The sequence below is a fragment of the Cellulophaga sp. Hel_I_12 genome (assembly GCF_000799565.1).
GTDB lineage: Bacteria > Bacteroidota > Bacteroidia > Flavobacteriales > Flavobacteriaceae > Cellulophaga.
The window spans coordinates 300,550-323,669 of the sequence record NZ_JUHB01000001.1 but is presented as its reverse complement, the minus strand read 5'-3'; the positions used below and the strand labels follow the sequence as shown (position 1 = coordinate 323,669).

Here is a 23,120-nt window from a genome sequence, read left to right as displayed (position 1 = left end):
ATTAAAATGAAATGGTGTCACTTAATTTTTAAAATTTGTACTTTTGAGCATGGTTTCAGTAGTACTTATTGGCACGGGTAATGTCGCAACGCAATTGTTTGATACCTTTTTAGCTTACAACACAATTAACGTGGTACAAGTAGTTGGTAGAAGTAAAAAATCATTAGCTCATTTTGCTACGAAAACAGAAACAACGGAAGCCTTAGAAACTATAAAAAAGGCTGATGTGTACATCATTTCAGTAAGTGATGATGCGATTCAACCCCTTGCAAAACAGTTAGTACACCTGAATGGTTTAGTGGTGCACACCTCAGGTAGCGTTCCCGTAACCGCGCTTTCGGAAGTACGTAATTACGGTGTTTTTTATCCATTACAGACCTTTACAAAAGGAAAAAAATTAAACTTCAGAACAATTCCCATTTGCTTAGAAACAAGCAAAAACGAAGATCTCAAAATACTTCACTTCATCGCCGAAACCATTTCTGATGTCGTTTATGATATTAGCACTGAACAACGGCAAAGTCTTCATTTAGCCGCAGTTTTTGTGAATAATTTCACCAACTATATGTACCGGATTGGACAAGAAATTTGTGAAGAGAATAAGGTTTCGTTCGAAATTTTAAAACCATTGATTCAGGAGACCGCATTAAAAATTAATGCTTTGACTCCCTTAGAAGCACAAACTGGACCAGCCATGCGCAATGACATTCAAACCATGCAAGCTCACCTAGAGCAATTGACTTCAAAAAATAATCAAAAAATTTATAAACTACTCAGCGAATCAATTCAAAAAAAAATATAAACCTTTACATAGGAGCTCAAAAAAAAATACGAATGGAAAAAAGTTACAAAGAATATTTAAACCAGATTACCACCTTTGTTTTTGATGTGGACGGCGTTTTTACCGATGGTAGTTTGCTCATTACCAGTACGGGAGAGATGCTTCGAAAAATGAGTGTTAAGGATGGTTATGCCTTAAAAACAGCCTTAACTAAAGGCTATCATGTGTGTATTATCTCGGGAGGGACCAATGAAGGCGTTCGAGAGCGACTAAAAATGTTAGGGGTAAAAGATATTTATTTGGGAGCACATCATAAAGAAAATGAATTACAAGAATTTTTAAAAGCCAAGAACATCAAAGCAGAAGAAGTATTGTATATGGGCGATGACTTGCCTGATCTTCCCGTCATGCAATTGGTGGGCTTAGCTACTTGTCCGCAAGATGCTGTGCCTGAAGTGAAATCGATTTCAAAATATATTTCTCATAAAAATGGCGGTGAAGGTTGCGTACGTGATGTTATTGAGCAAGTATTAAAAGTGCGAGGCGATTGGTATGGTAATTTTGATGCGCAAAATGCGTAAGTGGTATGTGGACCGAAAAATTAAAAACGCTAGATATAATTTTAGCTTCTGGATCACCAAGAAGAAAGCAATTCTTTGAGGATTTAGCCATCGAAGTAAGCATCGATGTTCGACCTATCGACGAAGTATACCCAGAGCATTTAAAAGGCAGCGAAATATCAGACTATTTAGCGGTACTTAAAGCTTCAAAATTTAAAGGTACACTAACAAAAAATCAAGTTGTGATTACTTCCGACACGGTCGTTTGGCATAATCATGTCTCTTTGGCAAAACCGGCGGACCAAACTGAAGCATATGAAATGCTAAAAACTTTATCCAACGATTGGCATGAAGTCATTACTTCCGTATGTTTTACCACGGCAGCGTTTCAAAAAACACTTCATAGTACTACCCATGTAAAATTTAAATCTCTTAGCGATGAAGAAATTTGGTATTACATACATTCTTTTAAACCTTTTGATAAAGCAGGCGGATACGGAATTCAAGAATGGATAGGACTTATTGGCATCGAAGAAATAAAAGGCTCTTACGCCAATGTAGTAGGTTTGCCGACGCATTTGGTGCATGAAACTTTGATGGCGTTGGCTGCCTGTTAGTTGACCATAAATTTTTAAACTATAATTTGAAAATTTAAACTTTAAAACTACAAACAACATTTGACTTTTGACATTTGACTTTCGACTCAAGACTTCGTATTTTTATAAAAAAAATATCATGACAAAGTTCCTGAAAAACAAACTGACTATCTTTACCTCTGCCCTTGTGTTATCCCTATTTATTTCTTGTAAAGAAGAAACCACCAGCACAGAAGTGAGTGTAGCTACTACTGAAGATACTTCAGTGAGCAACGTGCCTAAAAAACAACATACCGAAGAATTTAAAAAATACTGGTATGCGGGTAAGGCCGAAATAACCTCCTACACCTTACAACAATCGCGTTATGGAGAATTAAGAAATGGCAGTGCCGTACTTATTTATGTTACGGAGCCCTTTTCTGCCGAAAAACAAGTCAAGGCCGATCGTCCAAATCCTGATAATATTCCTGTTTTAAAACTTAACAGTACTAAAAATTACCTGACCGGAATTTACCCCTACTCGATTATGACGAGTATTTTTTATCCTGTTGGTGATCATTCGCATGCCTTAAAAGCTTCGTTTTCTGCGCAAGAATGGTGTGGTCAAGTATATGCACAATTAAATAATAAAGAAAAATTTGATATAGCCTCCTATTCCTATTTTGAAAGGGAAGGTGATCAAGAATTTTCATTGGATAAAACCTTACTTGAAGATGAAATATGGAATAAAATAAGAATAAATCCAACTCAATTACCAGTAGGTGAAGTAAGTATCATCCCCTCTTTTGAATATATTCGTGTGTACCATAAAGAAATGAAAGCACAAAATGCTACCGCACAAATGGAAACTTTAGAAGCCGGACTTACCAGTTACAGCATCAATTATACAGAACTTAAAAGAACCATAACCATTCAATTTACAACACAATTTCCATACAGCATTGAAAGCTGGACTGAAACTAGTGAAAATGGAATTTTAATTTCTTCAGCTCAAAAAAACAAAAGAATTATAACACCTTATTGGGAACAAAATAAGAATAGTGACTTATTTTTGCGCGACAGTTTAGGATTGTAATTTAAGATTAAAAAAAATCAATCGCTAGCTTAGGGTTAAGGATGGGCTTTTGAGAATTATAAAAGGGGTTTTGGCTTTTGTGCTTCCCTATGACTTAATTTGCAGTTCATCATTGAAACCATTTTAGCCTAGTACCTTTATTTTATTGAGACCCATTGCTGTAGACAACATTCAAACTAAAAAATAAATGAAACAATTTTTGATTAATCATCAAGAAGAATTAATAACATCGTTAATTACGATTATAATTATCCTTATCTTGAAATTCATTTTCACCAAAGCCGTTCGCAAAGTGGGTAAAATTGGAGATTTTGATAAAGTAAGAACAAATTTAATTGTTAAATATATTTCAATAACGCTTACTTTAATTGCTATAGGTGTTTTAATTCCAGTATGGAGTGTTAATGTCAAGGATCTGGGGGCTATTTTAGCTTCTGTATTTGCTGTTATTGGGGTGGCCTTATTTGCTCAATGGTCTATTTTGAGCAACATCACTGCTGGAGTTATTATCTTTTTTTCTTACCCTTTTAAAATAGGAAATACCATTAGAATATTTGATAAGGAGATTCATGAAACCGATAAAAACGGACACGAAACATATGTTATAGAAGATATCAGAGCTTTTCATCTTCACTTGCGCCGAAGTAATGGAGAAATTTTAACCTATCCTAATAATTTGGTTTTACAGAAAGGAGTAGCACTGGTGCAGATATACGAATACAACCAAGATCAAAGTATTAACGAAAATATAGATTAGCAGCCTACCCTTTTGTTAAAGTAACTTTAAAAACTAGTATCTCCTTATTAATATATTTATATTTGGAGACCAACTAAATTATATAGGACTATGCGTCAGATTACTGGATTTTTTGTGATGCTGCTTTTAGCATCAAATAGTATTTCCGCTCAAGTGCCAAAAAAATTAAATTCATCTGACCTTTATTTAGCCATTCAAAAGTTAAACTTTTTAGGAAAAGCACTCTATATCGCGGCGCATCCTGATGATGAAAATACACGACTTATTTCCTATTTAGAAAATGAAGTAAAAGCGGAAACCGCCTATTTATCCTTAACAAGAGGTGATGGTGGACAAAACTTAATTGGCCCTGAACTTTCAGAATTACTAGGGGTATTAAGAACTCAAGAACTTTTAGCTGCGCGACGCGTTGATGGCGGAGAACAGTTTTTTACCCGAGCAAAAGATTTTGGCTTTTCGAAGCACCCAAAAGAAACTTTAAAAATATGGGATAAAGACCTTGTTTTAAGTGATGTAGTTTGGATTATTAGAACCTTTAAACCTGATGTCATTATCAACCGCTTTGATCATAGAAGTGCTGGCACTACACATGGGCATCATACTTCATCAGCATTACTTAGTAACGAAGCCTTTGACTTAGCGAACAATCCAGCTATTTATCCAGACCAATTATCTAAAACAAATGTTTGGCAACCAAAACGCTTATTTTTTAATACTTCTTGGTGGTTTTACGGGAATCAAGAAAAATTTGATGAAGCAGATAAAACCAATTTATTAAGTTTCGATACTGGACTTTTCTACCCAAATTTAGGACTTTCAAATAATGAAATTGCTGCCATGGCTAGCAGCCAACACTTATGTCAAGGTTTTGGGCGCCTTACATCTCGAGGTTCAGAAACAGAATATATAGAGCTCCTGAAAGGAGATTTACCCAAAGATAAAACGAATATTTTTGATGGCATCAACACTACTTGGTCAAGAATTGAAGGTGGTCAAGCTATTGGTGAAATTTTATATGACATTGAAAATAAATTCAATTTTAAAGACCCTTCCGTACACTTACCCGAATTGCTAAAGGCCTATAATTTACTTCAAAAAAATAAGGACACCCATTGGGTGAGCACAAAATCACAAGAATTAATGGCTATTATTCAAGCCGTAACAGGCTTGTATTTAGAAGCTTCTGCTGAAAATGCCACTTCGTATCCTGGTGGTACTTTAAAGGTGAATATTGAAGCCTTAAACCGTAGCACTGCTAAAATAAATTTAATTTCCGCCTCTCTCAGTCCAACCGCAACTGCTGCTGCCGCAATTGATTTAACAAATAACAAAAAATTCAATTTCGATCTTAGCTTAACTATTCCTAAAAGCGCTGCTTACACCAATGCGTATTGGTTAAACGAAAAAGGAAGCTTGGGAAAATATACGGTATCAGATCAAGCCTTAATTGGTGCGCCCGAAACCCCTAAAGTACATAAGGTATATTTTACGCTTGCCATAGAAGGGACCACTTTAGTGATCGAAAAACCTGTGGTATACCGTTATTCAAAATCTGACAAAGGGGAATTATACCAGCCTTTTGAAATACTGCCCAAAGCAACGGCAAGTATAAAAGATAAAATACTAATTTTTGCGGACGGTACGCCTAAGCAAGTAGCTGTAGTTGTAAAAGCACACAAAGAAAATGCATCAGGTGAATTGCAATTGAAGTATCCAAATGGGTGGACAATTGACAGCGACAGCAAACCATTTAGTATTAAAAAAAAGGAGGACGAACAAACCTTGTATTTCACTTTAACCCCTCCTAATACGGAAGATGAAAATTTTATTTATCCTATTCTAAACATTGATGGGGAAGCAATACAAAAAGAATTGGTAACCATTGCATACGATCATATTCCCCAACAATCTGTTTTAATGCCAGCCGAAACAAAAGTTGTTCGTTTAAATATTAAAAAAGCAGGCCAGTATATTGGCTATATTGTAGGTGCAGGTGACGCCGTGCCTGAAAGCTTAACACAAATTGGGTATACCGTACAAACTATTGATCCTGCTCAGGTTTCCTCACTTAGTGAATTACAAAAATATGACGCCATCGTCATGGGGATTAGAGCCTATAATGTTGTACCGGAACTTAAATTTAAACAGAAATTACTCCTCGATTTTGTAAAAAATGGGGGTACCTTAATTGTGCAGTACAATACTGCTGGACGATGGGATAAACAGTTCGAAAACATTGCTCCTTTCGAGCTACAATTATCAAATGATCGCGTAACCGAAGAAGATGCTGAAGTGTCGATTCTAGCAAAAAATCATAGCTTAGTTAATTTTCCCAATAAAATTCTCCCTGAAGATTTTAATGGCTGGGTACAAGAACGCGGTTTATACTTCCCTAGAGAATGGTCAAGTGAATATACCCCAATTCTAAGTATGAATGATGTTGATGAGACGCCCAAAACAGGCAGTTTATTGATAGCCCCTTATGGAAAGGGTCACTATATATATACTGGACTTAGTTTTTTTAGAGAATTACCGGCAGGAGTAACAGGTGCCTATAAATTATTTGCTAATATGTTATCCGTTGGAAAAGACATTAGCACAACTACAAACCTAAAAAATTAAAGCATCATGGATGATAAATTTATCTGGAAAAAAGAATACACCATCGTATTGCTGCTTAATGCACTCTATATCATAATTTTTTATTTTATAATGACAGGCAATAGATAATTATGGAAGTACTAGATTGGAGTATCTTAATAGGAACACTTGCCTTTATTGTTGGTTATGGTGTTTGGAAAACTAAGGGAAGCAAAAACGTAAACGAATATGTGCTTGGTGGTAATGAAGCCAACTGGACAACCGTTGGACTTTCAGTTATGGCCACCCAAGCCAGTGCCATTACCTTTCTTTCTACCCCTGGACAAGCTTTTCATGATGGGATGGGCTTTGTTCAGTTTTATTTTGGACTTCCCATAGCGATGGTCATTATTTGTATTGTTTTTATACCCATCTACTATAAATTAAAAGTCTATACCGCTTATGAATTTTTAGAAAATAGGTTCGATGTTAAAACAAGAACCTTAGCGGCCATTTTGTTTTTAATTCAACGTGGATTAGCCGCAGGGATTACCATTTACGCTCCTTCTATTATTCTCTCCGCAGTTTTAGGTTGGGATTTATTTACACTAAATATTATTATTGGCACGATAGTAACGATTTATACTGTTTCTGGTGGTACCAAAGCCGTCAACGTTACCCAAAAACAACAAATGTTTATTATCATGTTGGGTATGTTTGTGGCATTTTTCTTTATACTCGGCTATTTACCCTCAGATATCACCTTTAGTAAAGCTTTAAAAATAGCGGGAGCTAGTGGCAAATTAGATATTCTAGATTTTAGCTTTGATACATCAACCCGTTATACCTTTTGGAGCGGAATTACAGGAGGACTTTTCTTGTTTCTGGCCTATTTTGGCACAGATCAAAGTCAAGTACAACGCTATTTATCAGGTAAATCGGTTCGAGAAAGTCAACTTGGTTTAATTTTTAACGGAATTTTTAAAATTCCTATGCAGTTTTTCATTCTATTGGTTGGTGTTTTAGTATTTGTTTTTTACCAATATAATCCATCACCTTTAAATTTTAATCCAGCAGCAACTTCTGCCGTTTTAGAATCCTCTTATGCGGACGATTACAAGCTATTGCAACAAGAGCATGAAGAACTTGCCATGGAGAAAAAAATGGCACAAGATAAATTTTCGGCAGCTCTAGATATTAAAGAGTATGATGCGACGGTTGACGCAAAGCAAAACATTATAGCTATTAATGCGAAAGATAAAAGAAATAGAGAAGCTGCTAAAACCTTAATTAGTAAGGCCGATAACGAGACAGAAACAAACGATAAGGATTATGTGTTTATTCACTTTATATTAAATTACCTCCCAAAAGGACTCATAGGTCTACTTTTAGCCGTTATTTTATCAGCAGCCATGTCTTCAACCGCATCAGAGCTAAATGCTTTAGGTACCATTACGTCCTTAGATATTTTTAAAAGACATACCGATAAAAACTCCGAAAAATCTCAAGAATATTACGTATCTGTAGCCAAATGGTTTACTCTTGCTTGGGGTATTGTTGCAATTGGCATTGCTTGTGTTACTAATTTATTTGATAATTTAATTCAGCTTGTCAATATCATTGGCTCCATATTTTATGGAAACGTTTTAGGTATTTTTCTATTGGCTTTCTTTGTAAAATTCGTTAAGGGGAATGCCGTTTTTATTGCGGCCATCGTAACGCAATTACTTATTTTTCTTATTTACTATTCTTTCATTTATGTTTTTGAAGATGGCGAAGAGAAAATTAGCTACCTACTCTTAAATTTAATTGGCTGTGTGCTGGTTATGGCCATAGCTGTTTTTTTCCAGCTGTTTGATAATATGTTGAATAAACCTTTAAATAATAGTGAAGTAGACTAACCGTTACAGTTCTTAAAAACTTACGATAGTTTAAAATGGTTATTTTGCGACTTTATAATCTAAATATAAGATGAGGTTCTGAACATAACATTTTTCCTACTTTAATGGGAACAGAAAGTTTAGTGTCTAGGTATTAAATACTACTCGGAGCTACATATCTTGTCAAAAATAATTCAGGAGAAGATTGAAAATCTATAAGGCATAAAAAAACGTCATAAGCGCTAGGCCTTATGACGTTTTTTTATTCGGATGATTTAAAAACTTACATCGCTCCCCATTCTTTTAAAGAGTCGGTATTCATTTTTACATAATCCATATTTTTAGCTTCTTCAGCACCTGCTAATGATTTTTTTGCAGCGGCTATAGCTCCTTTTTTATCCCCTGCTTTTGCATAGATAAGTGACTGTTGTCTCAATTGCCAATAAGCTGGTTTTTCAGTCATTGACATCGCTTTATCCATCCATTCTTTCGCTTTTTTAATATCTTTATCTGCACTTAAATAATACACTGCTGCGGCATAATAATCACCTGCCCCTGGACCGTTCATTACCTTATCAATAGAAGCCATTACAGCCATATCAGTAGGCACTTCAAACGGAATAGCTACTTTTGTATCATCCCAAGAAATTTCTAAATGCGCCCCATTGTCAGATAAATGATTTATCGCTAGGGTAAATGACTCTACTTTATCAGCCGTTTTGATCGGATTTGCTTTCACAATGGCGGCTACTTTACTAGCGTCCCAATTTTGTGGTGCTCCCCAGTTTTCAGTATTCGTGTAAAAATAAACTTCCCAAACACTTTCTCCTGGCTTCGAAAAAATAGCATAAGAACCTGCTTTTAAATCTTTTCCTGCAATTTTAACATCCGTGCTGAACGAAATAACACTGTTTTTATTCGCTCCTGTTCTCCATACCTTTTCAAAAGGTACTAAATTTCCAAATACCGCACGGCCACGCATGGCTGGTCTTGAGTATTCTAAGGTAACATCTGTTAGCCCCACTACTTGTTTTACCATTGCAGCCGGACTAGGCTGTGGTGTTGCAAATTGTGCATTTGTAGTGAAACATGCACCCATCATTAATAATAAGATTATTTTTTTCATAGTTTTTAGTTGTTTAATTTCCACAAATCTAGTGATAAAGCAGGCTATCAATTGTTAACAAATCCCTAAATAAGCCGATGAACAAAAATACGAACTGATGGGTGAGCCTCCTAAAGATTTATTTTTTGTTTAACTTTATTAATTTTTAATTAAACATAATTGGGAGTATCTTTGTGCGGTATGTATCGTACGTAGGGTACTTTTTTAAAAATGAACAACAGCCAATGAAACTACATCAATTACACTCCAAACAATTTTTACCCATTACACCCCAAGAAGCATGGGAATTTTTATCAAACCCCAATAACCTTAAGGTTATAACGCCAGAAGCCATGGGTTTTCAAGTACTTTCCGGTGCGGATAGAAAAATGTTTGCAGGACAAATTATACAATATAACGTTACTCCTTTTCCTGGCTTTACCACACGTTGGGTAACTGAAATTACCCAAGTAAAAGAAGGTGAATATTTTGTAGACGAACAGCGCTTTGGTCCTTATGCCCTTTGGCACCATAAACATTTCATTAAAAAAGTAGAAAACGGCGTAGAAATGGAAGATATTATCGATTACAAAGCACCTTTCGGTATTTTAGGCCAAATAGGAAATTCTATTTTAATAAAAAATCAATTAAAAACAATTTTCAAGTATCGCGAGGATAAACTAACAGCCTTATTTGGAAAAATGGAAAATAAGCCTAATTTCTTAGCACTAAGAACTATCTAGAGTTGCTCTTAATTACGCTTCGATGGGTACAATAAGACCCAAATTTTTAAATAAATAAAACTAAAGCTTTAAATTTTTAATCTAAAAACATGAAAAAAAATATAGTATTGATTGGCGGTTCACACGGAATAGGATTTGCCATGGCAAAAGAATTACAGAAAGAGCATAATGTTTTTGTTGCCTCTAGAACAAAGGAAGAAATTGCTGATTTAAACATTACACATATTCCTTTTGATGCGCTTACAGATACTCTAGACACAGCGGTTTTACCTGAGGAGATTCATGGATTCGCCTATTGCCCGGGGAGCATCAACTTAAAACCTCTTAAAATGATGAGTATTGATACCTTCTACGAGGAAATGGAACTTAATTTTTTTAGTCTTGTTAAGGTAGTAAAAACAATTATTTCTAGAATGGCAGAAAACTCTAGTATGGTATTTTTTAGTACGGTGGCTGTTGGTACAGGCATGCCATTTCATACAAGTGTTGCTGCTGCTAAAGCGGCTGTTGAAGGCTTTGCAAGATCACTTGCTGCCGAATATGCACCTAAAATTAGAGTTAATGTAGTAGCTCCTTCATTAGTAAATACACCCTTAGCAAAAAGATTATTAAACAACGATAAAAAAATTGAAATGATGTCCGAAAGACATCCCCTAAAACGTGTTGGTGAAGCTTCAGATATTGCAGCCATCGCTTTGTTTCTATTAGGTGATAATAGCACTTGGATGACAGGACAGGTGGTTGGTGTTGATGGTGGAATGTCGAGTTTAAATATCAACTAAATATGTCAAAAAAAGTTACTGTTTTTTGGTTTCGTCGTGATCTTAGGTTAGATGATAATGTAGGATTTTTAGCTGCGCTTAAAAGCGATTACCCGGTACTTCCTATCTTTATTTTTGATCGTGAAATTTTAGATAAATTACCAAAAGACGACGCTCGTGTGAGTTTTATATTTGAAAGCTTACAAAAAATGCGAAACGAACTTCAAGAGCAAAATCAAAGTTCTATTGCGTTTTATCACGATACACCCGAAAACGTATTTCAAAATTTAGTAGAAGCGTACGAGGTACAAGAAGTTCATACGAATAGAGATTATGAGCCTTATGCCAAAGAAAGAGACTCGAAGATAGAAAAACTACTTTCGGACCGTAATGTACCGTTCAAAACACATAAAGATCAAGTAATTTTTGAAAAAGACGATGTCTTAAAAGATGACGGAGACCCTTATGTGGTGTATACTCCCTTTAAAAACAAATGGAAATCGATTTTTAATCCTGAAAAGGACCTAGAAATTCAGTATACCAACAGCTATTTAAAAAATCTCATAGCCCATACGAAACTGCCAAACTTGAGTTTATCAGATATGGGTTTTGAAAAATCTAAGATTGAAGTTCCCGACTATACCGTTACGCCTACATTAATCGATAACTATGAGGAAACTAGAAATTTTCCGGCTATAGAAAACGGTACGTCTAGATTAGGACCCCATTTGCGTTTTGGTACTGCCTCTATTCGTAAAATGATGAAGAAAGCGATTGCAGAAGAAAACGAGATTTTTTGGAGTGAATTAATTTGGCGAGAATTTTTTATGCAGATTTTATGGCATTTTCCACATACACATCAAAAAGCATTCCGCTCTAAATACGATCGTATTGAATGGCGAAATAATGAAGCTGAATTTGAAAAATGGAAAAACGGACAAACCGGTTATGCCCTCGTTGATGCAGGAATGCGCGAATTAAATGAAACTGGATTCATGCATAACCGTGTTCGAATGTTAACGGCGAGCTTTTTATGCAAGCATTTATTAATAGATTGGCGCTGGGGAGAAGCCTATTTTGCTGAAAAGTTATTAGATTACGATATGAGTTCTAATGTAGGTAATTGGCAGTGGGCCGCGGGCTCTGGTGTCGACGCTGCGCCTTACTTCCGAATTTTTAATCCTATGACTCAAGTTGATAAGTTTGACAAACAAAAAGAATATATCAAGAAATGGGTGCCAGACTTACAGGAGTTAAGCTATCCAGACAAAATGGTTGATCATAAAATGGCTCGGGAACGCTGCCTAAAGACCTATAAAGAAGCATTGGACTAAAAAATACTATTCTTTTCAGGGGATGAAGCTATTCAAATCTATGCTTTTGTTTAGGCGCTGCATAAAAAAAATTTTCTAAATCGTTCCTTTCATTGTCTTGGACATCGATAAGGGAAACAGAGCTATCAAATAAACATAAAATTTAGTTTTGATAGTACTATTTAAGCAAGTCGAATTAGCACACCAGATCTAACTAGAAAAGAGTAAATGATCAATATTAAAAAGATTACCGCCGTCGAAACCTACCCCTTACGTCACGCTGTGCTGTGGCCAGAACAGCCCATTTCATATATTCAACTTGCAGAGGATACAAAAGGGATTCACTTTGGGCTTTTTAAAAATAAACAACTTGTAAGTGTCATTTCTCTTTTTATCGATGGGGAAAGTGCACAATTTCGGAAGTTTGCCACCCATACCGAAGAACAAGGGAGAGGTTACGGCACGGATTTATTGCAACATACCATTGACTTTGCTACTACAGAAAACATAAAACTACTGTGGTGTAATGCTAGGGCTGATAAAACCAACTTCTATAAAAAATTTGGCTTTAAAGAAACCTCGAAAACATACATCAAAAAAGGAGTGAAATTTATAATTTTAGAGAAAGTTTTGCACCGTTCCTAAAACAAAAAAATACCCTTAAAAAATTACCTAAGTCATTTACCATGGATTATATGTAAACTTTAAGAAACTGATTTAGTGATTTCTTATTAGCGTATTCATTGAAATTGCTGCTATCTACTGTAAAGTACAAATGTTTAAAGAGGATTATTTGGACAAACAAGACTTAAAATAAACAGAAATACCTAATTTCGGTGTATAAATACAAAATTTTAATTCTCTCGATCCATGAAAGTACTTCTATGTATTACTGCTCTTTTCTGTACATTACTTATTGAAGCCCAAGATTTTAATTTTTCAATTGACCATACAACGCTAATTGTAAACGATTTAGAAACCACTGGCGATTTCTATAAAAATACTATAGGCTTAAAGGAAATAGAACACCCAACAAATGATCCTAATTTTAGGTGGTTTGCCTTACATGGAAACACCCAATTGCATTTAATATTGAAGACCAACGTGGTCATGAAAAAGCACAAATCAAGTCATATTTGTTTATCCACCCAAAAATTAGATGCGGTTATCCGTCACTTAAAGGATAATAATATTTCTTATGAAGACTGGCCAGGAAAAAAAGGGGCCATAAGTTTAAGAGCTGATGGCGTTCGCCAAATATACATCACAGATCCAGAAGGCTATTGGATTGAAATTAACGATGCCGTTCAAAATGAATAAATGAAGATTAAAGTTAGGGTATCCCTAGTGAACTAATGTTAATATACCTTTTTACTAATAAAGCGAATATCATTGGCTACTATAAAATTCCTATCTTTGACAAAAAAAAAGCGAATGAAAAATAATTTAACAAAGATGATGGGTCTTGATATTTACTTATCTTCCTTTACCGAACAAAAGAATAAAAAAGTACATTTAACTATTGAAAATGCTGGTAGCCAATTAATGCCCTTATTAAGTTGGGATTTGTACAGTACGTTTTATACCAACATGAGTGGGCTATTAAAAAAAGACAACGATATTCAAGAGTTAGAAAAACTAGCCCATAAATTTCAATGGAAGGTTGATTTAAACACGATTTTAAAAGAAGAAAGCTTTGATGCCTTAGTAATTACCGACCAACAGAAAAAAATTATGTGGGTTAATGACGGTTTTACACATATGACTGGCTATCCAAAAACATTTGCCATCGACAAAACGCCTTCCTTTTTGCAGGGAGAAAATACCTCTGAACAAGTCAAAGACCGTATCAGAAGAAAAATTGCTAAAGACATTCCTTTTACCGACATCATCATTAATTATCGTAAAGATAAAACTCCTTATAAGTGCCAAATAAAAATAATACCCATATTTAGTAAGGATGCTACTTATTATTTGGCCATTGAAAAAGAAGTTGCCTAAACCCACACCTATGAAATTACGGCTTTTTACTTCGGTAGTCCTTGTTTTTTTTAGTGTTCTATTCGCATGTAGTCCTAAAAAAGAAAACAAAAAGAATCCAGTTGAAAAACCAGCGCCTACTATTGAAATTCTTACAAATTATGGAGCTATTGAATTAAAATTATACAATGAAACTCCATTACACCGTGACAATTTCTTAAAATTGATAGCCGAAAAAGCCTATGATAGCGTATTGTTTCATCGGGTAATTAAAAATTTTATGATTCAGGCTGGCGATCCCAATAGTAAAAATTTTAACCCAAAAGATACCCTAGGTTCAGGGGATGTCGATTATACCATTCCAGCAGAATTTCATCCTAAGCTATTTCATAAAAAAGGAGTATTGGCAGCCGCACGTGAAAGCAGACCCGATAGAGCATCAAGTGGCATGCAGTTTTATATCGTACAAGGAAAAGTATTTAATGACAGCTTATTAAGGATAGCAGAAGGCAGAATAAACCAATGGTTAGCAGAAAATACAATTGCTAACAGCCCTACTTCTTCCTATCTACTAGATTCTTTACAAATAGCAAGAACTGAAGGTAACCCAGAAAAAATCTTAAATTATACGGATAGCATTTTGTCTTTTCATAAAAAAAGTGAAACCTACGCATTGTATAGAATTCCTGAAGCGCAACGCGAAGTTTACAAAACCATAGGTGGAACTCCGCATTTAGACCAAAATTATACGGTTTTCGGAGAAACCACAAAAGGACTCGAAGTTCTGGACAGTATTGCGTCAACGGCTACGAACGATTTAGACAGACCACTTAAAGACATCCGAATTTTAAGTGTTAGGGTTTTGAATGAATTCCCATAAAAAAACCACAACTTTTGGAAATCAAATGCTGTGGCTCAATCTATATAACTAATTTTATTTACAGTCTGGTAATCTTTGCGCCAATTGCACGTAAACGCTCATCGATATTTTCGTATCCACGATCTATTTGTTCAATATTGTGAATCGTAGATGTTCCCTTCGCAGAAAGCGCTGCAATTAATAAAGAAACTCCTGCTCTAATATCTGGAGAAACCATGGTTGTTGCTTTTAGGGTAGATTTAAAATCGTGCCCTATTACTGTTGCTCTATGTGGATCGCATAAAATTACTTTAGCGCCCATATCGAGTAATTTATCCACAAAGAACAAACGACTTTCAAACATTTTTTGATGAATTAACACTTCACCTCTCGCTTGTGTGGCAACGACCAAAATAATACTCAATAAATCGGGCGTTAATCCGGGCCAAGGAGCATCTGCAATGGTTAAAATAGAACCGTCTATATAGTTTTGAATTTCGTACCCATTAGTATGTGCAGGAATATAAATATCATCGTCCTTTCGTTCAATTGTTATTCCTAATTTACGGAAAACGGTAGGTATTTGCCCTAAATCATCCCAACTTACGTTTTTAATCGTCAATTCGCTTCGGGTCATTGCCGCTAATCCAATCCAGCTACCAATCTCGATCATATCAGGCAACATACGGTGTTCGGTTCCTACAAGTGTAGTAACCCCTTCAATGACTAATAAATTAGATCCAATTCCTGTGATTTTAGCACCCATTCTATTCAACATCTTACAAAGTTGTTGTAAATAAGGTTCACAGGCCGCATTATAAATAGTGGTAGTACCTTCTGCCAATACAGCCGCCATGACAATATTTGCTGTCCCAGTAACTGAAGCTTCATCTAAAAGCATGTAGGTGCCTTTAAGTTTTTTTGCTTCAACACCGTAAAAAGATTCTTCTTTGTTATATCTAAATTTTGCTCCTAAATTTATAAAACCTTCAAAATGGGTATCTAGCCTTCGGCGCCCTATTTTATCACCACCTGGTTTAGGAATGTACCCTTTACCAAATCGCGCTAATAAAGGACCAACAAGCATAATAGACCCTCGAAGGCCTCTGCCATCTTGCTTAAATTGCTCAGATTGTAAATAGTCTAGATTTACATCGTCAGCAACAAAACTATAGGTTCCTTGTCCTTTTTTCTGAATTTTAACGCCTAAGTCTTCTAGAAGAGAAATTAATTTATTAACATCTACAATATCAGGAATATTGCTAATGATTACAGGTTCTGCAGTTAATAAAACAGCACATAAAATCTGTAAAGCTTCATTTTTTGCTCCTTGTGGGGTGATTTCACCATGTAGTTGGTGACCACCTTCAATTTTAAATGTTCCCATTTAATTTTGAATATTTTTAGTATCGCTTTTTACTGCGATTATTAGTATTCGAGTTTGTTGTTCTGCTCTTTTTATTATTCGAGCGATTTGAATTTTGTTTTGCCGGTTTATTTTTTAAAAACTGCCCACTATCCGTAAGGTTTTCACCCTCAGCGGCTAAGTCTATTTCACCACCACTTAATTCATGTAAGTGTTTAAAAATGATCTTATCTTCTACCGTATCTTTATTCCAATTTAAATAACATTTTTTCATGTGATTCGCAATGGCATATTCTAAGCCATCACGCTTATCCCCCTTATCCCAAGAGATAGCCACATCAATCATTAACTTAATGTTGTTCCCGTAAAAACGATATTTCGGAAAATTCTGAGGATAACTTAGAGGTGCAGGTCGTTCTTGTAACATCTCTTTACTTGTTATTGGGTAAGGAGAGTCTACTTTTAATTTAAAATCAGACATGATAAATAACTGATCCCACAATTTATGTTGAAAATCAGGCACATCTCTAAAATGCGGTTGTAAATTACCCATAACGCTAATAATAGCCTGGGCTATTTCATTGCGCTTTTCGTCATCATCAATGCTTATGGCATAGTCGACCATTTTTTGAAAGTGGCGACCATATTCAGGTATAATAAGATGTGATCGCTCGGTATTGTATTCTAGATTGAATACTTCGTTGTTGGCTAAACTCAAATTTAAAGTGTATTTCTTAATTAATATAAAGAGGAAAGTAAGCTCTTAAAGCATGCAAATTAACAAAAATCTGTTATATATACTAAGTTTATATCGATTATAAAGAAATAACGCCTGTTACCTTTGTCGCTATTTTGTATTTTTCAATAATAGCATCTGGATTTTCCATAAGTAAACTAATGGAAACACTCGTGTATTTTCCGTTTTTAGACAACTTTCTAATGAATACTGCATTCATATCATCAAAAACCGATTCAATTTCTTTTACTCCAGTCCCTTCTGTAGGCACTATAAATTTATACAAATAAATCGTGGGCCATGTACTTGTTTTTAGTAATCGCTCTTTAAGCTTATCGTAAAATTCATTCTGATTACTTACATCCATATGATTTTTTTTGCAAAGATAGTTTTAAAACCAACAAAAGTGGAAACTTGAAAGTGTAAAAGTTATTGCGTAGAGCACATACTGCGATTAAAAAACACTCAAGAAGGCTGTACTCCTTCGCAAGTTCATTTTTTTACTTTAGACCTAATGGCTAAGGCCTAAGCCTTAATTCTTTAAATTAGTTATTTTTAATTCTTCATTATTCCTTACTTTTGTGGCTTAAAAAATAACTTTTGAGTTCTGAAAAAATTGTCATTACCGGCGGACCAAGCACCGGAAAAACATCTGTTATTAAAGCTATTGAAGAAAAAGGATTTACATGTTTTCATGAAATTTCTAGAGAAATAACCTTACAAGCTAGAAAAGAGGGTGTTGAACAACTTTTTTTAACGGATCCACTACTTTTTAGCCGACGTATTTTAGAAGGTAGGGTGACACAGTTTAAAGAGGCCAAAGCGCATTTAGATTCCATCGTTTTTCTAGATCGCGGAATTCATGATGTAATCGCCTATTTAGATTGTTTTAATACCGAATATCCAGAGGAGTTTACGAGCGTATGCCGTCAATATACCTACGATAAAATATTTTTACTACCACCTTGGAAAGAAATACATACTGCTGACAATGAACGTTATGAAAATTTTGAGGAAGCTGTAAAGATTCATGATTGTCTGCAAAAAACATACAGCAATTTTGGATATGATGTTATTGAAGTTCCTAAATTACCTATAGCCAAAAGAGTAGATTTTATTTTGAATTCTTTAATGTAGTCCCTTGTGCAAAAAGACCCGAAAAACATCTTAAAACAATATTGGGGTTTCGATGATTTTAAAGCATCTCAAGAACAAATTATCAATGCCGTTTTAGCACAAAAAGATGTGCTTGCATTGTTGCCAACAGGAGGTGGAAAATCAATTTGTTTTCAAATACCTGCCTTAGTGCAAAATGGCATTTGTATCGTGGTGTCTCCTTTAATTGCATTGATCAAAAATCAAGTAGATACTTTAAAGGCAAAAGGAATTAAAGCCATAGCCTTAACTGGCGGTATTTCACAAGATGACCTTGTTGATTTATTAGATAATTGTCTATACGGCAACTATAAATTTCTATACATATCCCCTGAACGTCTGCAGCAAGATATCGTTAAAGATCGTATTCAACAAATGAATGTAAACCTGATCGCTATTGATGAAGCTCATTGTATATCACAGTGGGGAAATGATTTTAGACCTGCCTATCTCAACTGTGCTATTTTAAAAGATTTGGTGCCTAATGCGCCTATGATTGCGCTCACTGCAACGGCAACCCCACAGGTCGCCAAGGACATCATTGAGAATTTAAACTTTAAAGACTATGTGTTAGAAAAAACATCATTTTCTCGCGATAATATTGCTTTTTCTGTTCAATTCAATGAAGATAAACCCTACCAATTAAAAGAACTACTTTTAAAAACAAAACAAAGTAGTATTGTCTATGTGAGAACTAGAAAACTTACCATTGAGCTGACTAATTTTTTAATTCATCAAAATATAAGTTCCGCATATTACCATGGTGGATTAACCAAAAAAGAAAAAGACAAACGCTTAGAAGATTGGTTAACGAATAAATCACAAGTAATGGTGGCTACTAATGCGTTTGGAATGGGCATTGATAAGCCCGATGTAGGCACCGTAATTCACTACCAAATTCCGGATAGTATCGAAAACTATTTCCAAGAAGCCGGTCGTGCAGGTAGAGATGGAACTCCAGCAAAAGCCATTTTAATTACAAATAATGCCGATGAAAATCAAGTTAAAGGTCAGTTTTTAAGTGGATTACCGAGCATTCCGTTTTTAAAAAAACTCTATAATAAACTCAATAATTACTTTCAGATATCCTTTGGGGAACTTAGCCCTGAAGTGTATTCCTTAAATTTTAATGCCTTTTGTGATACCTATACCTTAAATCCGTTTTTAACCTATAACGGACTTCGAATGTTAGATCAGAATTCGGTTTTAGCACTGTCAGAATCTTTTTCCAAAAAAACCAGTATTCAGTTTATTGCCACGAAGAATCAAGTTTTCGATTATATAGAAACCTACAGTAAAAGTGCCTTGATCATTCAAACAATTTTACGCACTTATGGCGGAATTTTCGAATATGACACTAAGATCAATACCTGGTCCATTGCTAAAAAAGTAAATCTCCCCGAAAGCATCATTGTGAGCACATTAGTGCAATTAGAAAAAGACAAAATAATCCTGTACAAAGCACAACATAACGACATTGAACTTATATTTCTCGTACCTCGGGAAGATGACAGCACCATTCATTTATTTGCAAAAAAAGTAGCCCTACTTACCGCACAAAAAACTAGAAATATTGATACCATGCTCGGTTATGTGAAAAATGATTCAGTGTGCAGAAGTGTTTATTTATTAGGCTATTTCGGAGAAAAAAAAGAGCCCTGTGGCACCTGTGATATTTGCATAAAAGCTGTTCCTATAGCGCAGAGCATAATTGAACTCGCAAAGGAAGTTATTCTAGCCCAACTTAAAATAACTCCGATGACCTCTAGGGCCTTATTGAAAGTGGTCTTGTATAAGGAAGAAGTTATTTTAAAAGCATTACAAAACTTACTGGAAGAAGAATTAATTATATTAAATGCAACAAACCAATATAAAATACCATCAAAATGAATAGCTTAAGAATCGTATTTATGGGAACGCCAGATTTCGCTGTGGGAATTTTAGATAAGCTCATACAACATAAGTATAACATTGTAGGTGTGGTTACAGCTCCCGATAGACCCGCTGGTCGTGGACAAAAGTTACAAGAATCGGCCGTAAAAAAATATGCTTTAACAAAAAATTTAAAAATACTACAGCCTCCTAATTTAAAAAGCGAGTCGTTTTTAGAGGAACTTAAAAGCCTACAAGCCAATTTGCAAATTATTGTTGCCTTTAGAATGTTGCCCAAAGTTGTTTGGAAAATACCAGCGTTCGGAACATTTAATTTACATGCTTCGTTATTGCCTGATTATCGTGGCGCAGCACCTATCAACTGGGCCATTATGAAGGGCGAAAAATATACGGGAGCCACTACTTTTTTTATTGATGACAAAATAGATACCGGTGAAATAATAGCACAGTCAAAAATTCCCATTAAGGAAGATGACACTGCTGGTACGCTGCACGACACGCTCATGAATTTAGGAGCCGATTTAGTGCTACAAACTGTTCAACAAATTGAAGCTGGAAAAGTGACTACAAAAAAACAGCCCAATACGCCTATAGAAAAAGTAGCCTACAAAATTCATAAAGAAACTTGTGAAATAAACTGGGATAAACCTATTGGTGAAATATACAATCACATAAGAGGATTAAGTCCGTACCCCGCTTCTTGGACTACTTTATACACGAATGATCAGGCCTTATTTTTAAAAATATATAAGGTAGCTGTACACAAAGAAATACATGACCATAAGGTTAAAACGGTCATATTTGACAAGAAATCAATCAAAGTAGCTGTTCAGGACGGGTTTATAGAACTCTTAGAAATTCAGTTACCAGGCAAACGAAAAATGCGAACCCAAGATGTATTAAATGGTTTCAGTTTAGGTGAAAATGCAAAAGTTGGCTAATCCCTTGCTATGATTGGTCTCGACGAAGTGTAAAAAAAGCCCTACTTTATCAACAAAGCCCCTGAGTTATCAACAAAAAAAGCAATTTCCCCTTGTTTTACTTGCGTTAACGACAAATCCTTATAATTTTGTTTAAGTATAAAAATTTTAACACTAATAAATTTTACAAATTATGAACAAAACAGAATTAATTGATGCAATGGCAGAACACGCTGGCATCACGAAAGCAGCTGCTAAGAAAGCATTAGAGTCATTTTTAGGGAATGTTGAAGGTTCTCTAAAGAAAGGTAATAGAGTTTCTTTAGTAGGTTTCGGATCTTGGTCTGTATCTAGAAGAGAAGCAAGAGATGGTAGAAATCCTCAGACAGGAAAAACTATCAAAATTGCTGCTAAAAACGTTGTGAAGTTTAAAGCTGGTGCTGAATTAGCCAAAGCAGTAAACTAAAAATACTTTAGTAAAATTAGTAAAGCACTTCATTCGAAGTGCTTTTTTTTTATCCTTTTTGTAAAGTTTAATAAAAATAGAGTATTTTAGAAGCACTAAGCTTTAGTCTTATGATATCTTTTCAACCTCAAAAAGGAAAACTTTTAATTGCTGAACCTTCACTTGCCGGCGACACGTCATTTAGTAGGTCTGTTGTTTTGCTGGCCGAACACAATAAAGAGGGTTCTGTAGGTTTTATCTTAAACAAACCCTTAGCCTACACGATAAATGATTTAGTGAAAGAAATTGTAGTGCCTTTTGAGGTATACAATGGCGGCCCCGTAGAACAAGATAACTTATATTTTATCCATAAAGTTCCTGAGTTAATTGATAATAGTATTGAAATAGCGAATGGTATTTATTGGGGTGGCGATTTCGATAAAATTGTGGATCTTATTAATTCTAATACTATTTCTCAAGATGACATTCGTTTCTTTTTAGGCTACACCGGTTGGGATTCTTTACAGTTAGATAAGGAAGTATTATCAAAATCTTGGGTGATTGTTCCGAACAAATACGAAAGTGATATTATTCAAAAAGCTCCTGGCGCCTTTTGGAAAGAAAAAATGATGGAATTGGGTGGTAACTATTTGTTATGGTCAAACACGCCAGAAAACCCAAGTTTAAATTAGCTAAAAAATTATAAAATATACAGGCCTAATCCGTTTAGCTGTTTCCTCTTGGTAACCTAGTTTTATCCTAATCTGGCCACAGTGTTTAATTTTCCTATCAAATTGCTAGCGACGGTAGATGTAAAATTCTTTTTTCTATATTTAGAGATAGGTTGAATCCCTACTATGGCATTGCTTATAAAAAGCTCGTCTGCCTTTTGCAGTTCAAAAGGAGAAATAGAAGATTCTTCGAGGGTATATCCTTCTAATTTTTTACTAATTTCAATTAATTTTTTACGCATAATCCCATTTAAGCAACCATCACTTTTCGGTGGTGTTTTAATCGTTTTCCCTACCACCATAAAAATATTACCGTTGAGCGCTTCAACCACCATTTTATGTTGATTTAACAGCAAACAATTTTGATATTTATTTTCTTTTGCGAAGATGCTTCCTACTACATTTATAATTTTATTGTTGGTTTTTAGGGTTGAAAGCATATCTGCATTCACATAAAAATCTTTAAAAAGCTCCACTTCATAGTGCTCGTTGTTTAGGGTATAAAAATTTGTCTCTAGAGATTTGACCTCAATCATAAATGAAATTTCATTCGTTTCGGGACAGTAGTGGCCACCTTCATTTCTAAAAACGGTGAACCGAACTCTAACTGCTGAATTTTCAAGCGCGTTCGCTGCAATAGTTTCTAGAATTTGAGATTCTAGATATTCCATGGTAAAATTCATAGGTATTTGCATGCGCAAAATTCGCATAGAAGCCATAAGCCTTAAATAATGATCTTCCCAGAAATAAATTTTTTGGCCGACGACTCTGATGGTCTCAAAAAGAGAATCCCCATATTTAAGTCCTCTATTTTCTGAGCTTAGAAAATTTGTGTCTTTAGAAAGTATGTTTCCGTTAAAATTAAGCATAAAAAAACCTTGAAT

The 23,120-nt window shown here is 34.9% G+C and carries 24 protein-coding genes; 19 read left to right on the top strand and 5 right to left on the bottom strand.

Annotation, left to right across the window (positions count from 1 at the left end; translation table 11 throughout):
• Positions 1-49 precede the first annotated feature (49 nt).
• The 7 genes from GQ45_RS01605 to GQ45_RS01575 all read left to right on the top strand — a co-directional run bounded on the left by GQ45_RS01605 (position 50) and on the right by GQ45_RS01575 (position 8,250).
• Complete coding sequence (locus GQ45_RS01605; protein WP_047414555.1) at positions 50-802, top strand: Rossmann-like and DUF2520 domain-containing protein; 753 nt, start codon at positions 50-52, stop codon at positions 800-802.
• A 32-nt stretch (positions 803-834) separates the two neighbouring features.
• Positions 835-1,362, top strand: coding sequence for an HAD family hydrolase (locus tag GQ45_RS01600; RefSeq protein ID WP_047414553.1), 528 nt, complete (start codon positions 835-837; stop codon positions 1,360-1,362).
• A gap of 5 nt (positions 1,363-1,367) precedes the next feature.
• Positions 1,368-1,958, top strand: a complete 591-nt coding sequence (locus tag GQ45_RS01595) for a Maf family nucleotide pyrophosphatase (protein WP_047414551.1) — start codon at positions 1,368-1,370, stop codon at positions 1,956-1,958.
• Positions 1,959-2,076: 118 nt separating this feature from the next.
• Entirely contained in the window at positions 2,077-3,012 is a 936-nt protein-coding gene (locus GQ45_RS01590) for a hypothetical protein (protein ID WP_047414549.1), read from the top strand.
• A gap of 187 nt (positions 3,013-3,199) precedes the next feature.
• Positions 3,200-3,769 carry a mechanosensitive ion channel domain-containing protein gene (locus GQ45_RS01585; RefSeq protein WP_047414546.1) on the top strand — a complete coding sequence of 190 codons (570 nt, stop codon included), beginning with the start codon at positions 3,200-3,202 and terminating at the stop codon, positions 3,767-3,769.
• A gap of 90 nt (positions 3,770-3,859) precedes the next feature.
• Positions 3,860-6,391, top strand: a complete 2,532-nt coding sequence (locus GQ45_RS01580) for a PIG-L family deacetylase (protein ID WP_047414545.1) — start codon at positions 3,860-3,862, stop codon at positions 6,389-6,391.
• Between the two features lie 110 nt (positions 6,392-6,501).
• Positions 6,502-8,250, top strand: a complete 1,749-nt coding sequence (locus tag GQ45_RS01575) for a sodium:solute symporter (protein ID WP_047414542.1) — start codon at positions 6,502-6,504, stop codon at positions 8,248-8,250.
• A 262-nt stretch (positions 8,251-8,512) separates the two neighbouring features.
• Here GQ45_RS01575 and GQ45_RS01570 read toward each other — a convergent pair whose 3' ends face one another.
• Complete coding sequence (locus tag GQ45_RS01570; RefSeq protein ID WP_047414540.1) at positions 8,513-9,355, bottom strand: DUF2911 domain-containing protein; 843 nt, start codon at positions 9,353-9,355, stop codon at positions 8,513-8,515.
• 224 nt (positions 9,356-9,579) lie between these two features.
• Here GQ45_RS01570 and GQ45_RS01565 point away from each other — a divergent pair, with 224 nt between their 5' ends.
• The 7 genes from GQ45_RS01565 (at position 9,580) to GQ45_RS01535 (ending at position 15,011) form a co-directional block, all read left to right on the top strand.
• The gene (locus GQ45_RS01565) at positions 9,580-10,077 is read left to right on the top strand and encodes an SRPBCC family protein (protein WP_047414538.1); all 498 of its coding nucleotides are present in this window, start codon (positions 9,580-9,582) and stop codon (positions 10,075-10,077) included.
• An 89-nt stretch (positions 10,078-10,166) separates the two neighbouring features.
• Entirely contained in the window at positions 10,167-10,859 is a 693-nt protein-coding gene (locus GQ45_RS01560) for an SDR family NAD(P)-dependent oxidoreductase (protein WP_047414536.1), read from the top strand.
• A 2-nt stretch (positions 10,860-10,861) separates the two neighbouring features.
• Positions 10,862-12,172 carry a deoxyribodipyrimidine photo-lyase gene (locus tag GQ45_RS01555; protein WP_047414534.1) on the top strand — a complete coding sequence of 437 codons (1,311 nt, stop codon included), beginning with the start codon at positions 10,862-10,864 and terminating at the stop codon, positions 12,170-12,172.
• A 207-nt stretch (positions 12,173-12,379) separates the two neighbouring features.
• On the top strand, positions 12,380-12,796 hold the full coding sequence (locus GQ45_RS01550) for a GNAT family N-acetyltransferase (RefSeq protein WP_047414532.1): 417 nt from the start codon (positions 12,380-12,382) through the stop codon (positions 12,794-12,796).
• Between the two features lie 225 nt (positions 12,797-13,021).
• Positions 13,022-13,471 carry a VOC family protein gene (locus GQ45_RS01545; protein WP_047414531.1) on the top strand — a complete coding sequence of 150 codons (450 nt, stop codon included), beginning with the start codon at positions 13,022-13,024 and terminating at the stop codon, positions 13,469-13,471.
• A gap of 114 nt (positions 13,472-13,585) precedes the next feature.
• Positions 13,586-14,152: a PAS domain-containing protein gene (locus GQ45_RS01540; RefSeq protein ID WP_047414528.1), complete on the top strand. Its 567-nt coding sequence runs from the start codon at positions 13,586-13,588 to the stop codon at positions 14,150-14,152.
• A gap of 10 nt (positions 14,153-14,162) precedes the next feature.
• Positions 14,163-15,011: a peptidylprolyl isomerase gene (locus GQ45_RS01535; protein ID WP_047414527.1), complete on the top strand. Its 849-nt coding sequence runs from the start codon at positions 14,163-14,165 to the stop codon at positions 15,009-15,011.
• Between the two features lie 58 nt (positions 15,012-15,069).
• Here GQ45_RS01535 and murA read toward each other — a convergent pair whose 3' ends face one another.
• The 3 genes from murA to GQ45_RS01520 all read right to left on the bottom strand — a co-directional run bounded on the left by murA (position 15,070) and on the right by GQ45_RS01520 (position 17,459).
• Positions 15,070-16,377 carry a UDP-N-acetylglucosamine 1-carboxyvinyltransferase gene (murA, locus tag GQ45_RS01530; protein ID WP_047414525.1) on the bottom strand — a complete coding sequence of 436 codons (1,308 nt, stop codon included), beginning with the start codon at positions 16,375-16,377 and terminating at the stop codon, positions 15,070-15,072.
• A 16-nt stretch (positions 16,378-16,393) separates the two neighbouring features.
• A complete protein-coding gene (locus GQ45_RS01525; protein WP_047414523.1) occupies positions 16,394-17,074 on the bottom strand; it encodes a DUF4290 domain-containing protein in 681 nt (226 codons plus the stop codon).
• Between the two features lie 97 nt (positions 17,075-17,171).
• Positions 17,172-17,459: a DUF493 family protein gene (locus GQ45_RS01520; protein ID WP_047414522.1), complete on the bottom strand. Its 288-nt coding sequence runs from the start codon at positions 17,457-17,459 to the stop codon at positions 17,172-17,174.
• 233 nt (positions 17,460-17,692) lie between these two features.
• Between GQ45_RS01520 and GQ45_RS01515 the strand changes: the two genes are divergently transcribed.
• The 5 genes from GQ45_RS01515 (at position 17,693) to GQ45_RS01495 (ending at position 22,197) form a co-directional block, all read left to right on the top strand.
• Positions 17,693-18,229: an AAA family ATPase gene (locus GQ45_RS01515; protein WP_047414520.1), complete on the top strand. Its 537-nt coding sequence runs from the start codon at positions 17,693-17,695 to the stop codon at positions 18,227-18,229.
• 6 nt (positions 18,230-18,235) lie between these two features.
• Positions 18,236-20,137: an ATP-dependent DNA helicase RecQ gene (locus GQ45_RS01510; RefSeq protein WP_047414518.1), complete on the top strand. Its 1,902-nt coding sequence runs from the start codon at positions 18,236-18,238 to the stop codon at positions 20,135-20,137.
• Positions 20,134-21,081, top strand: a complete 948-nt coding sequence (gene fmt / locus GQ45_RS01505) for a methionyl-tRNA formyltransferase (protein WP_047414516.1) — start codon at positions 20,134-20,136, stop codon at positions 21,079-21,081. Before GQ45_RS01510 ends, fmt begins: the two co-directional genes overlap by 4 nt.
• Before the next feature lie 172 nt (positions 21,082-21,253).
• Entirely contained in the window at positions 21,254-21,526 is a 273-nt protein-coding gene (locus GQ45_RS01500; RefSeq protein WP_047414514.1) for an HU family DNA-binding protein, read from the top strand.
• A 110-nt stretch (positions 21,527-21,636) separates the two neighbouring features.
• Positions 21,637-22,197 (top strand): YqgE/AlgH family protein, encoded by a 561-nt coding sequence (locus GQ45_RS01495; protein ID WP_047414512.1) that lies wholly within the window; start codon positions 21,637-21,639, stop codon positions 22,195-22,197.
• A gap of 62 nt (positions 22,198-22,259) precedes the next feature.
• Here GQ45_RS01495 and GQ45_RS01490 read toward each other — a convergent pair whose 3' ends face one another.
• Positions 22,260-23,105 (bottom strand): aminotransferase class IV, encoded by an 846-nt coding sequence (locus GQ45_RS01490; protein WP_047414510.1) that lies wholly within the window; start codon positions 23,103-23,105, stop codon positions 22,260-22,262.
• Positions 23,106-23,120 lie beyond the last annotated feature (15 nt).